Origin of the sequence: Enterocloster lavalensis (genome assembly GCF_046603895.1) — a bacterium.
Taxonomy (GTDB): Bacteria; Bacillota; Clostridia; order Lachnospirales; family Lachnospiraceae; genus Enterocloster; species Enterocloster lavalensis.
In genome coordinates this window covers 6,229,706-6,242,277 of record NZ_CP176637.1, presented here as the reverse complement: position 1 = coordinate 6,242,277, position 12,572 = coordinate 6,229,706, and the positions used below count along the sequence as shown (strand labels likewise).

The following is a 12,572-nucleotide window of genomic DNA, read 5'->3' as shown; positions in this document are numbered from 1 at the left end:
AACCAGGGCGGCGCTTCCCCGCGCCGGGAATCACAGCACCTTATCCAAAAAGCTTCTGGTCCGCTCTTCCTTGGGATTTCCGAACACCTCCTGGGGCGTTCCCTGCTCCACAATGTATCCCTCGTCCATAAAAATCACCCGGTCCGCCACTTCCCTGGCAAACCCCATCTCGTGGGTCACCACCACCATGGTCATCCCATCAGCGGCCAGCTGCTTCATAACCTCCAGCACCTCCCCCACCATCTCGGGGTCCAGAGCCGAGGTGGGCTCGTCAAAGAGCATAATATCCGGGTTCATTGCCAGGGACCTGGCGATGGCCACGCGCTGCTTCTGCCCGCCGGAGAGCTGTCCCGGGTACACGTCCGCCTTGTCGGCCAGGCCCACCCGCGCCAGCAGCTCCTCCGCTCTCCGGTTGGCCGTTTCCTTATCCAGGATCTTCAACTCCACCGGGGCCAGGGTGACGTTCTCCCGCACCGTCAGATGGGGGAACAGGTTGAAATGCTGGAACACCATGCCGATGTTCTCCCGCACCTTGTTGAGGTTGGTATTGGGATCGTTCATGGGATGTCCGTCCACCACCACATCCCCGGCGGTGATGCTCTCAAGCCGGTTCAGACAGCGCAGAAACGTGCTCTTTCCCGAGCCGGAGGGACCGATCATGCAGACCACCTCTCCCTCGGCAATCTCCACGCTGATATCCTTAAGGACCTCCAGCCTGCCAAAGCTTTTCTTCAGATTCCGGACAACGATTTTACTTTCCATAGGACACCTTCCTCTCTACGATCTTTGCCACTCTGGACAGAATGGTGCACACCACCAGATAAAACAGGGCAACGGAAAGCCAGATGGGCATCACCAGGGAGGCCGAGTTGGCCGCTATGATCTTGCCGTTCTGGGTCAGCTCCCTGGGGCCGATCACGGACACGAGGGAGGTATCCTTGAGCGTAATGATAAACTGGTTGATAATAGAGGGCATCATGGTTCTGAACGCCTGAGGCAGTATGATCTTGCGCATGGCTTTGCCGTAGGGAAGCCCCAGGCTGCGCGCCGCCTCCATCTGTCCCTTATCCACCGCCTCAATGCCGCCGCGGATAATCTCCGCCATGTAGGCGCCCGCGTTTAAGCTCAGGGCCACCATACCCGCGGTGGAAGCCCCGCCGATGGCGTTCCAGGAGAAGCCGTAGGGTTTTAAGACGGAACCAAGGCCGTAGTAGATGATGAATACCTGCACCATCAGGGGCGTTCCGCGGATAATATCGATATAGATATCCGCAATCACCTTGAGAATCCCCATTCCGGACACTTTAAAAAGGCCGAAAATGGTACCGAGAACCGTCGCGGCGATCAAGGATACCACGGTCATCTTGAGGGTCACACCCAGAGCCTGGAAAAACAACGGATAATACTGAACTAAAACATTAATAACCTGCATACGCTCATCCCAACCTAATCATTATTCTCGCCAGGGCCGCGCACCGTAACGATCCATGAGGGCATAGACGCCGGGCGGCTCCTTCGCGGGCAAAATACCCCGTAGCTCGCTGCGGGGTTTTGACCTGGCGGCGCTTTGACCTTGTGGTGGAGCGCCGCCGCACAGTTTGTTCTTTTGTTATATTATTTCGCAATATAGGTGTCCAGGATCTCCTGATACTTGCCGTTCGCCTTAATGTTGGCAAGACCCTTGTTGAACATCTCCACCAGCTCGGGGTTCTCGCCCTTCATGGTTGCGAAACCGTAGGAGTTACCGGCCTCAATGGTGGGAAGAAGCTTCAGTCCCAGCCCGCGGCTGATCTCGTAACCTACTACCGGGTAGTCCTCGAAGCAGGCCACTGCCTCCCCGGCCAGAACCGCCTGGTACATGGTGGCGGAGTCCTCGTACTGGGTTACGGTGAAGCCGTACTTGTCTGCGATGGACTCTGCAAACTTGCAGCCCTCGGTGCCGATCTTGGCAGCCACATTCTGTCCGTTCAGCTTTTCGTAGGAGTCGATGTCGGAATCCGCCAGCACCGCCATACCTACGCCGGAATCAAAGTAGGGATCGGAGAAATCATATTTTTCCTTGCGCTGGTCGGTAATGGACATTCCGGCGATCACGCCGTCGCACTCGCCCGCCTCCAGAGCCGTGGTGGCTGCGGAGAAGCCCACCGGAACTACCTCATAGGAAAAGCCCTGATCCTCAGCAACCGCTTTTAAGATATCCATATCGATTCCCACCAGATCGCCCTTTTCATTCTCAAACTCAAAGGGGGCAAAGGTTGTATCCGTGTTAATAATGTAAGTCTTGTCGGAAGCCGTCTTCTCAGCCGCGGTGGTGTCCGCCGCTGCCGTGTCCGCTGCCGTGGTATCCGCCGCCGTGGTATCCTTCGCCTCTGTGGCAGCCTCCGTAGCCGCAGCCGTGGTAGCGCTTGTGCCGGAGCCGCAGCCCGCCAGAGCCAATGCCGTCATCGCCGCCAGTGATAATGCCATGAACTTTTTCATAATTCTTATCCTCCTCTGAACATAAAAAATAGGGGTGACTTAATAAACTTAACGTCCCCCTTGACATCGTGTTGCTGCCTCGCAATCACTTGCTACACTATAGCACAGCATCAAGCTAAAGTCAAGTAGTTGTGGAGGCAACAACATAAAAATTGTGACAGTTCTGGAAACTTCTGTTATTTCCCTTTTATTGGAAAACGTTCTACGATGGCGCCGGACCGGTATGCGCCCAGCAGCTTTTCCAAATCCTGTATTTTCTCTTTGATCTCCCGTCCGACGTCCGTGTCACCCACCAGCTTGCGCTCGGCCACGCGCTTGACCACGATGCTGTCGGAGTGGATATCGCTCTCCTTCTCGATGGCCGCCTCCGTGGACTCAAAGGGCTCGTGGGCCGCCAGGATCAGGCCGTAGGAGTTGTAGATCAGCGTGTAACCGGCGATGCCCGTCTCTCCCTGGTAGGCCTTGGAAAAACCGCCGTCGATGACCAGGACCTTCCCCCCGCACTTCACCGGGCTCTCCCCGCTTCCCTGCCGGACTGGCACATGGCCGTTGACAATGTGGCTCCCCTGGGAGGGCAGCCCAAACTCCGCCAGGATGCGGTCCGCCACCTGTTCGTCCTCCAAAAGCCGGTAGTAGGGATTTTTTCGCTCCCGGTGGGTCTCCGGGTCGGACAGGAAATACCGCTCAAAGGTGGCCATCTTGTCTTTGCCGAACAGCGGGGAATTCTCATGGAGCCAGATATACCACATGGTGACGCGGCCCCGCTCCCGCTCCGCCTCGTCCACCGCCACAAAACCCTTGCGCACATAGCTGTCCAAGACCTCGTATAGTTCCTTTCCGCAGTAGGTTCTGCCCCAGAGCGTCACGTTCCGGAAGGTCCCGTCCTCGTTTAAGGGAATGCAGCCGTGGTACAGCAGATTTCCGTTGTACACTTTGTAAAGGCTGCCCTTTGCCAGCAGAAAACGCATGTGCTGCTGTAGCTTCTCACAGTTGCAGAACGCCCGCTCCAGCCGGTCCATAATCTCCTGCTCCTGGTCGCTTAGCCGGTAGGGATCAGCCGGGTCCACGGTCGGGAAATTGCAGTCCAGCATCGGATACTCCTTCCCATCTAACTCCAACACCCCCCGTTCAAAATCGATGTGGTGCAGAAGCATGCGGGATTCCAGGCCGAACTCCGGGTACCGCCGGATCAGCTGCCCTTCCACCTTGAACTGGATCACGGAAATGGCCTTGTGCATGCGCATGTTCAGCTCCGCCTCGCCTCCCTCCGCAGCACCCGCGCCCTTTAATATGAAACAGGCGCAGGGATCGTCCCCGTAGGTATCCAGGGCAAAGGTGGCCAGGGGCAGCAGATTGATCCCGTAGCCGTCCTCCAGGATATCCAGATTGCCGTACCGGGCGCAGATGCGGATCACATTGGCGATACACCCGCGCTGGCCGGCGGCGGCTCCCATCCAGAGGATATCGTGATTCCCCCACTGGATGTCGATGGAGTGGTAGGTCATCAGCTTATCCATAATGATGTGGGGGCCCGGCCCCCGGTCGTAGATATCCCCCAGAATGTGCAGATGGTCCACGGTCAGGCGCTGGATCAGCTCGCACATGGCGATAATACACTCCCTGGCCCGGTCCACCCGGATGATGGTGTTCACGATGGCGTTGTAGTAGGATTCCTTGTCCCTGACATCCACTTTCTCGGTGATCAGCTCCTCGATCACGTAGGCAAACTCAGGCGGCAGGGCCTTCCGCACCTTGGAGCGGGTGTATTTGCTGGAAGCCCGTTTGCTGATCTCAATCAGCCGGTAAAGAGTGATCTTGTACCAGTCCTCCGGGTTCTTCGCAGTCTTTAAAATCTGGGCCATCTTCTCCCTTGGGTAGTAGATCAGCGTGGCCAGAGACTGTTTGTCGCGGTTGCTCAGCGTGTTGCCGAACACGTCGGCCACCTTGCGCCGCACCGCGCCGGAGCCGTTTTTCAGCACATGGGCAAAGGCCTCATACTCCCCGTGAATGTCCGTGAGAAAATGCTCCGTGCCCTTGGGCAGGTTCAGAATTGCCTCCAGGTTGATGACCTCCGTGGACGCGGCCGCGATGGTGGGATAAAGCTCCGCCAGCCGTTCCAGATACCTTGTTTCCAAATCCCGCATTTCGTTCCTCCCTGTTTTTTACTGTCCATTCAATACTCACTGTAAATCTACTATAACACAGGGATGCAAAAAGCTCCAAGTCCTTTTCCGTGTACAAAAAGGGCCTGGAGCTCAAATATTCTGTTTTTATGCCTGCGCGGCTGCGGCCGTCTCCTCCACCGGAGCGCCCTCGATGGCTGCGAAGGCCTGGGCGATGTTGAGCACATGGTCGCCGATACGCTCGTAGTCGGTGAGCATTTCCGAATAGAGAATGGAGGACTCCACATTGCAGTGTCCCACCCGCATGCGGGCGATCTGGTTCTGCCGGAACTGCACGGTGGTGTCGTCCATGGTCTGCTCCAGCTCCTCCGCCCGGGCGAGGTCAATATGTTCCCCGCGGGAAGCGGCCAGCAAAATATCCATGGCTTCCCCGCAGATCCCTTCCATGGTTTTTATCTCGTCCCTGGCCGTGTCCGAGAAGCCCAGATTCTTTTCCTTGATGGTCTGGGCGTACTCCGCCAGGTTCATTGCGTGGTCGCCGATCCGCTCGATGTTGCCGATGATGGAGAACATGTTGTTGAGGGTCAGAATATCCCGAGGCGTCTGATCCAGCACCAGCACCTTGGAAATCTTCTGGGACAGCCGCACATTCCAGAGATCCAGCTCGTCCTCCCGGGCCTCGATCTTCTCGATGCCGCTCTGCCTGCCCTCCACCGCCTGGAAGCTGTCTCCCACGTTGTGGGCGGCGGTCTCCAGCATCTGGCGGATGTCCCCGCTTATCTGGGCGATGGCCAGGGTGGAGACGCCCAGCACATGCTTGGAGGCCATCAGGCCCTCAAACCACTGATCCGCATCCATAACCTGGGTTTCCCGGTCGGGAAGCAGCTTCACAGCCAGCTTCACCAGCAGGCTGCCGAATGGCAACAGCAGCAATGTGGTAGTCAGGTTGAACACCGTGTGCACGTTGGCGATCTGGGCCACCGGGTTATCCGGGGTCAGCGCGATCATCCAGTCCGTGAACGGCGTCACCAGACAGAGGGAGACGAACAGCACCGTGCCGATGACGTTGAACATCAGGTGGATCATGGTGGTCCGCTTGGCGTTGCGGTTCGTTCCCACGGAGGCCAAAAGCGCTGTGATACAGGTTCCGATGTTCTGGCCGAACAGCACGAACACCGCGCTGTGCAGTCCGATTACCCCGCCCATGGCCAGGGCCTGTAAAATACCCACAGAGGCGGAGGAGGACTGGATAATGGCCGTAAACACCGCGCCCGCCAGGATTCCGATCACCGGGTTGGAGAACTTGGTCATCAGATGGATGAAGGCTTCGTTGTCCCGCAGCGGCACCATGGCGTCGCTCATCATCCCCATTCCGATGAACAGCACGCCGATTCCGGCCACGATTCCACCCACGTGCTGCACCTTCTTGCTCTTCACAAAAATCAGCAGCATCACGCCCACAAAGGCGATTAACGGCGCCAGTGCCCCGATATCCAGGGCGATCAGCTGGCCCGTGATGGTGGTACCCACATTGGCGCCCATAATGATCCACACGGCCTGCTTTAAGGTCATCAGTCCGGAGTTTACAAATCCCACCGTCATCACTGTGGTTGCGGAGGAGGACTGGATCAGGGCCGTGATGCCCGCTCCCACCAGCACGCCCAGAAAACGGTTGGCGGTCAGGCGCTCCAAAATCTGTTTCATCCGGTTGCCTGCCACCGCTTCCAGATTGTTGCTCATCATCTGCATGCCGTACATGAACAGCGCCAGGCCGCCCAGCAGGCTCAGAATCACTTCAATTCCCATCTTATTTCTCCCTTGTGTTTTTTGAAGAGGCTGTGTTAACGGACTATTGCATTCAAAAATAAGGCAGTGCCTGCCATCCGAAAGGATCGCAGGTCATGCCTTATCCGTAAATTGATCATATGCTCTATGAGGCCAATCTTCCACTGTCCGGTGTTCATCTCGCTCGTATAACCTCTTCCTCTGTGCTCAATTTTCCACTTGTCTCACACCGGTTCATTATACGGGAAATTGTTCAGGCCGTCAATCCTCTGGATATTATCCAGTTTCTGCTAATATCACAGATTTTATACATATCCCAGCAGTCCGGGCAGCCACATAGAGAGAATGGGAACGTAGGAAACCAGCAGCAGCACGATGAAAATCGCCGCAAAATATACCAGCAAAGGTTTGATCACGTTCTCGATTTTTGTCTTGCCCACCTTGACGCCAACAAACAGCGTAGTGCCCACCGGAGGCGTGATGGTTCCGATACACAGGTTGAAAATCATCATGATTCCGAAATGCACGGTGTTCATGCCCAAAGCCTGGCAGATGGGCAGAAAAATGGGCGTGAAGATCAGGCAGGCCGGCGTCATATCCATAAACGTTCCGATGATCAGCAGCAGAATGTTGATAATAAACAGGATCACATAGCGGTTGTTGCTGATGGAGAGCATAGCCTCCGACACCGCGGTGGGAATCCCGGTAAAGGCCATCACCCAGCTCATGATGCTGGACACGCCGATGAGGAAAATAATGATTCCCGTCATCTCCGCGCTGTCCAAGAAAATGCGGGGCAGCTCGGAAAATTTGATGGACTTGTAGAAAAACAGGGACAAAATCAGGCTGTACACCACCGCCACCACGCTGCCCTCGGTGGCCGTGAAGATACCGGAGATGATGCCGCCGATTACGATCACGATCATCATCAGGCAGGGGATGGCCTGGAAAAACACCTTGACCCGCTCGCTCTTTTCGTACTTTTTGGCGCTGCGGTAGCCCTTTTTCTTAGCAAAGTAATAGATCACCAGCATGCAGGCCAGACCCCAGAGGATGCCCGGGATGTATCCGGCCATAAACAGGGCCGCCACCGAGGTGCCTCCGCTGACCAGGGAGTAAGTAATCATCACATTGCTGGGCGGGATCAGAAGTCCCGTCGGGGCCGTGGCGATATTGGCCGCCGCGGAGAAATCCCGGTCATACCCCTCTTCCTCCTCAATGGGTCCGATGATGGAGCCCATGGCCGAGGCGGCCGCCGTGCCGGAGCCGGAGATTGCGCCGAAGAGCATGTTGGCAACCGCGTTGGTGTGCGCCAGAGCGCCGGGGATATTCCCGGTGAACAGCTTGGCAAAGTTGATCAGCCGGATGGCGATTCCGCCCTTGTTCATGATATTTCCGGCCAGAATAAAGAACGGGATGGCAAGCAGGCTGAACACGGAAATTCCGGAGAAAATACGCTGTGCCCCGGTCAGTACGCCGCGCCCTACATCCAGCACGGGCAGAATGGCGCAGATAGAGGACACCGCAAGGGCCACCGAGATGGGCACGCCCGCCAGCAGCATCACCAGCAGCAATACTAAAATAATCAGTCCGCAGACAACTGCTATATTCATAATCCGGCCTCCCCTCTCTCATTAAAATCCTTGTGCAGCATATCCATGGCGTTGATCAGGCTGAAGATCATGATTAACGCCCCGGTCACCGGCACGATCACGTAGATGTAACCCATGGGCACACGGAGGGAAGCCGTGTTCTGGATCATGGTCAGCCGGGTGATGGAGACGCCGCCGTAGACCATCACAACACCCGCAAAGGTGAAGGTGAGGAGGTCGATGGCGATTTCCAGGCATTTCCGGGCGCTGCCGGTGATCTTGTCGGCCAAAAAGCCCATGCGCATGTGGTCGCGCTTGCCGAACACGTAAGCAGAGGCCAGCAGAGCCATCCAGGTGAAGGAGTAGGTCAAAAGCTCCTCGGACACCGTGCTGGGCCGTTTGAAGAAATAGCGGGTTACAATCTGGTAGGTGCCGATCACGGTCATCAGGATGAACAGAGCCACGATCAGGACTCCCAGCACCTTCATGATTCCCGTGCGGATCTTATGAAGCGTCTGCATTTGTCTGTCCTCCCTTCGCGTTTTCGTTAGCCTTGCGGATGTGCTCGTAGAGATCACGGATCTTGGGGTTACTGTCCAGCATCTGCTGGTGAAGGGGCAGCACCTTCTCCTTGAAGGCGTCCACATCCACGTCGATGAACTCCACGCCCATGTTATCCGCTGCGATCTGCTTGGCCTCCTCGATGCTCTTGTCCCACTCTTCCATCTCCACCTGGGTGGAAAGGGCCGCCGCGTCCTTGAAAATCTGATATTCCTCCGGGCTTAAGCCGTTTAAGAACTTCAGGTTGGCCACCAGCATATCCGGGACCATCTGGTGCTTGTTGTAACAATAATACTTGGCTACCTCGCCGTGCTTGTTGTTGGTCAGCGCCAGCTCATTGTTCTCAGCGCCGTCGATCACGCCCTGCTGGATCGCAGTGTAGACCTCGCCGAAGCCCATGGGGGCAGCAGCCGCGCCGAAGGCATTAACCATAGCCACGCTGGCCGGGCTCTGCTGCACGCGGATCTTTTTGCCCTTTAAATCCTCAGGGGTGCGGATCGGGGTTTTGGCGTAGAAATTGCGGGTTCCCGCGTTGTACCAGGTCACCACCCGGAATCCGGCCTCGTCGGTGGACTCATAGATCTTCTCCATGTAGTCCGTGTCCTCCATCACCGATTTGTAAACGTCCTCGGAATCAAAGAGGTAGGGCATACTGAAAATTTCGTATACGCCGGCGAAATTTTCCAGGTTGGCGGTTCCCGCCACCACAAAATCGATGGCTCCCGTCTGGGTCAGCTCAATGGCTTTCTGAGCGGAGCCGAGAATCTCGTTGGGGAAAATCTGCACCTCGTACTTGTCCCCCAGGCGCTCCTCCACGTAATCTTTAAATGCCAGCAGTCCCAGATGCTCCGGGTGTGTTTCCGACTGGGCATGGGATATACGGATGATACGTTTCCCCGACGTCACCGCCCCACAGCCGGAAAGACCTGCCGCCGTCACAGCCGCCAGCGCGGCCACAGCCAGTCTTTTCAACATATTATTCAATGTAAACCAATCCTTTCCCTTACAGCGTTCCATATTTGCAGCGTTCCTATTCCACCAACAGCTCGCGATTGCTGTTTGTGAAGTTTTCCCTTTTTTGCGCAAAAAAATCCCCGGGCCCTATAATCGCTCCGGAGCTGTTAAGATTTATTGTCACGTTCTTAACAACATGTTAATTATAAAGCGGGGGGATGAAAATGTGTACCGTAAAATTTTGACATCCGGGAAGAAGATTTTGACATAAACGGTATTTGTTTGTTCGACATGTGAATATGCACAATTTTGATGTGCTATTTTTGTGCGAATTGACTGTCCCGAAACTCGGACGGAATCATACCTGTGATCCGTTTGAACACTTTTGAAAAATAGTTGGAGTCGGAGTATCCCACCAGGGCGCTCACGTCCTTCACGTTCATCTCCTGGTTTTGCAGCAGCCGTTTGGCCTCGTTCATGCGGAAATGCGTGAGATAGGTGGTAAAGTTCTGGTCAAAACACTGTTTGAACAGCTTGCAGAAATAGGCGTCCGAGTAATTCATGGCTCTGGCGGCGTCCTGCATGGAAATTTCTTTCATGTAATTGCGGCGGATGTAATCCAGAATGGAGGCGGCCACCTGGGTCATCCGGTTTTCCCCGCTCTCTCCCCGCTCCTCCCCGTCGCGCACCGGGGCGTTTTCCGGTCCGGCCGGGCGGAAATAGCCGGCTGTCCGTCCCTGGGCGTAAAGCCCGGCCAGGCGCACGGCTTCCTCCATGACCGCCACCAGCTCGTCCTCCTCACAGGGTTTTAGCAGGTAATCCAGGGCGCGGATCACCAGGGCCCGCTTAGCGTAGGAGAACTCGTCGTAGGCGGTGAGGAAAATGATCACGCAGCCCTCGTCCAGCCTGCGGATCTGCTCCGCCGCCTCCACGCCGTTTAGTACCGGCATGGCGATATCCATGATCGTGATCTGGCTCTTCTCCCGTTTAAACAGCTCCACCGCCTCGGCGCCGTCCTCCGCCTGGCAGATGCACAGGGTGTCGCCGAAATGCTTTTCCAGCCTTCTGCACAGCGCCATACGCTCAATTTCCTCGTCATCCGCGATCAAAACACGAATCATAGACTTTTCTCCTCCTTATCATGAGTTTGCGGTTTCAGGCAGGGGCGAGGCCGGGGGCATTTGGCCGGATCACCGATCCGCGCCTGCCGCCCGGCAGAACACCGGCTCACGCCTGCCACCGGGCAAGTCGCTGACCTATTCCTGCCGCCGGTGAACGGGTCACCGGCCCACGCCTACCGCCAGTGAACGTGTCACCGGCCCACGCCTACCGCCGGTGAACGGGTCACCGGCCCACGCCTACCGTCGGTGAACGTGTCACCGGCCCACGCCTACCGCCAGTGAACGTGTCACCGGCCCACGCCTACTGCCAGCCGGATCACCGTCCCGCACCCGGCCCGGCTGAACACCTCCATCTCCCCGTCCGGGTACATGGCGTGGATTCTGCGGTAAATATTTCCAAGGCCGACTCCGGTGGCCTTCTCATCCCCTGCGGCCAGCGCGCCGCGAATCTGCACCAGGCGCTCTTCTGCCATTCCACAGCCCGTGTCGGACACCCAAAGCCACAGCCGCCCGTCCGCGCGCCTGGCCCGGATGTGGATTTTCCCGCCCTCCTTCTGCGCCGAGATGCCGTGGACAATGGCGTTCTCCACCAGGGGCTGAAGCGCAAACGACGGAACCAGGTAATCCAGGGTATCGGCCGGGCAGTCCGAGGTAAAGCGCAGGCGTTTTCCAAAGCGCATCTGCTGGAGATACATGTAATCGGATACCACCTTCAACTCCCGCTCCAGCGGCATCACGCTGTCCGTGGACTTTAAATTATAGCGGAACAGGCGGCTCATGGCCGTGATCATCTGCTCCGTGGTTGCGGCATCCTCCACCTGGGCCATGGAGGCGATCATGTTCAGGGTGTTGAACAGGAAGTGGGGGTTGATCTGATTTTTCAACATCTGCAGGCGGACCGCATCCAGCTGCTTCTCCGCCTCGTGCTTATCCTTGAGCGCGGCGATATAACCTCTGGTGGCGCCCTTCATGTGGTAGAAAGCCCGGATCAACTGGGCGATCTCATCCTCGCCCAGAGCCTTAACCATTGGGCCGTCGAAGTCGCCCGCCGCGATGCGGGCCGAATCCCGGGCCAGCTCCACCACCGGCCGCACCAGGTTTTGGTCCGCCGTGCGGTTTAAGCGGCGCACCCCGGCCACGGCGGCCGCCCCGAACAGGACGGCCGCCCCAGGGATCAGCGCAAACAGAGGGCGCAATGTCTCGTAGCGCCTGGTGCCGTCCTCAACCGTCAGAAATTCCAAATCTCCGGCGTAGGACTGAAGGTAGGTCTGGGCCCGGTTCAGGGCGTAGAGCTCTTCAAAATATCCCTCTCCCCCTCGGGGCGCGGCCAGGAAACGGTCGCGGCGTTCCCGGTAGTTTTCATACAGGTTGCGGATGGACCAGGTCCTGGCGTACCGCTTAGGACCGATTTTCTGATAGTCGAAGGGCAGCTGCGCCACGGCCTCTTCCGTGCGGTCCCTGGCCGCCTCGTACGCCGCCCGGGATTGCTCCGTGCGGTCGGCGGCGTAGGTCTCAAAGGTGCGCATCTCCTCGCCGGCCGCCTTCCAAAGGTTCAATCCCCGGGAATTGTTGTCCAGAATTTTTTCAAACCCCAACAGGCCGAAACTGGATACCGCCAGCGTGCCGGCGATGGACAGGACCACCACCGCGGCCGCCAGACCGGAAATCCATCGCATTTTCTGTTTTAGTGAAAGACCGGGAAAGCGGTTTTTAAACCGTCCCAAACCGGGCCGCCCCATGGTGTCCATATGGTTCCTCCTGCGAGCAATCGACTCATTTTCATCTATTATATACGATTTTCAGATATTCCGAAAGCTTAAAAGCGTTTACGGGCAGAAAACGGCGGGAAAACAGTTACGGTTCGCAAAACCGCGCTTTTATGCGGGGCTGTGAATCATAACGGAGATCATACCCCGGGCAGGCAGGCCATATATTGTAAAAATACCGTTTTGAGGTTT

At 56.9% G+C, this 12,572-nt stretch carries 10 protein-coding genes; all 10 read right to left on the bottom strand.

Annotation, left to right across the window (positions count from 1 at the left end):
* Positions 1-30: 30 nt before the first annotated feature.
* Entirely contained in the window at positions 31-762 is a 732-nt protein-coding gene (locus ACK2JC_RS28035; RefSeq protein WP_107435368.1) for an amino acid ABC transporter ATP-binding protein, read from the bottom strand.
* Positions 752-1,432 (bottom strand): amino acid ABC transporter permease, encoded by a 681-nt coding sequence (locus tag ACK2JC_RS28030; RefSeq protein WP_007711200.1) that lies wholly within the window; start codon positions 1,430-1,432, stop codon positions 752-754. The genes ACK2JC_RS28035 and ACK2JC_RS28030 overlap by 11 nt, the downstream gene beginning before the upstream one ends.
* A 182-nt stretch (positions 1,433-1,614) precedes the next feature.
* Positions 1,615-2,478: a transporter substrate-binding domain-containing protein gene (locus ACK2JC_RS28025; protein ID WP_024734668.1), complete on the bottom strand. Its 864-nt coding sequence runs from the start codon at positions 2,476-2,478 to the stop codon at positions 1,615-1,617.
* Positions 2,479-2,654: 176 nt separating this feature from the next.
* Entirely contained in the window at positions 2,655-4,622 is a 1,968-nt protein-coding gene (locus ACK2JC_RS28020) for a fructose-1,6-bisphosphatase (protein ID WP_092360700.1), read from the bottom strand.
* Positions 4,623-4,748: 126 nt separating this feature from the next.
* Complete coding sequence (locus ACK2JC_RS28015; protein ID WP_368271267.1) at positions 4,749-6,407, bottom strand: Na/Pi cotransporter family protein; 1,659 nt, start codon at positions 6,405-6,407, stop codon at positions 4,749-4,751.
* 284 nt (positions 6,408-6,691) lie between these two features.
* On the bottom strand, positions 6,692-7,999 hold the full coding sequence (locus ACK2JC_RS28010; protein WP_092360702.1) for a TRAP transporter large permease: 1,308 nt from the start codon (positions 7,997-7,999) through the stop codon (positions 6,692-6,694).
* Complete coding sequence (locus ACK2JC_RS28005; protein WP_007711223.1) at positions 7,996-8,499, bottom strand: TRAP transporter small permease; 504 nt, start codon at positions 8,497-8,499, stop codon at positions 7,996-7,998. The genes ACK2JC_RS28010 and ACK2JC_RS28005 overlap by 4 nt, the downstream gene beginning before the upstream one ends.
* The gene (locus ACK2JC_RS28000) at positions 8,483-9,514 is read right to left on the bottom strand and encodes a TRAP transporter substrate-binding protein (protein ID WP_118754216.1); all 1,032 of its coding nucleotides are present in this window, start codon (positions 9,512-9,514) and stop codon (positions 8,483-8,485) included. The genes ACK2JC_RS28005 and ACK2JC_RS28000 overlap by 17 nt, the downstream gene beginning before the upstream one ends.
* A 296-nt stretch (positions 9,515-9,810) precedes the next feature.
* Positions 9,811-10,614, bottom strand: a complete 804-nt coding sequence (locus tag ACK2JC_RS27995) for a response regulator (protein ID WP_320936773.1) — start codon at positions 10,612-10,614, stop codon at positions 9,811-9,813.
* Between the two features lie 287 nt (positions 10,615-10,901).
* On the bottom strand, positions 10,902-12,362 hold the full coding sequence (locus tag ACK2JC_RS27990; protein WP_320936774.1) for a histidine kinase: 1,461 nt from the start codon (positions 12,360-12,362) through the stop codon (positions 10,902-10,904).
* Positions 12,363-12,572 lie beyond the last annotated feature (210 nt).

Coding starts and splice junctions, on each gene's coding strand:
- ACK2JC_RS28035 (WP_107435368.1), bottom strand. CDS start 762: ATGGAAAGTAAAATCGTTGTCCGGAATCTGAAGAAAAGCTTTGGCAGG.
- ACK2JC_RS28030 (WP_007711200.1), bottom strand. CDS start 1,432: ATGCAGGTTATTAATGTTTTAGTTCAGTATTATCCGTTGTTTTTCCAG.
- ACK2JC_RS28025 (WP_024734668.1), bottom strand. CDS start 2,478: ATGAAAAAGTTCATGGCATTATCACTGGCGGCGATGACGGCATTGGCT.
- ACK2JC_RS28020 (WP_092360700.1), bottom strand. CDS start 4,622: ATGCGGGATTTGGAAACAAGGTATCTGGAACGGCTGGCGGAGCTTTAT.
- ACK2JC_RS28015 (WP_368271267.1), bottom strand. CDS start 6,407: ATGGGAATTGAAGTGATTCTGAGCCTGCTGGGCGGCCTGGCGCTGTTC.
- ACK2JC_RS28010 (WP_092360702.1), bottom strand. CDS start 7,999: ATGAATATAGCAGTTGTCTGCGGACTGATTATTTTAGTATTGCTGCTG.
- ACK2JC_RS28005 (WP_007711223.1), bottom strand. CDS start 8,499: ATGCAGACGCTTCATAAGATCCGCACGGGAATCATGAAGGTGCTGGGA.
- ACK2JC_RS28000 (WP_118754216.1), bottom strand. CDS start 9,514: ATGTTGAAAAGACTGGCTGTGGCCGCGCTGGCGGCTGTGACGGCGGCA.
- ACK2JC_RS27995 (WP_320936773.1), bottom strand. CDS start 10,614: ATGATTCGTGTTTTGATCGCGGATGACGAGGAAATTGAGCGTATGGCG.
- ACK2JC_RS27990 (WP_320936774.1), bottom strand. CDS start 12,362: ATGGACACCATGGGGCGGCCCGGTTTGGGACGGTTTAAAAACCGCTTT.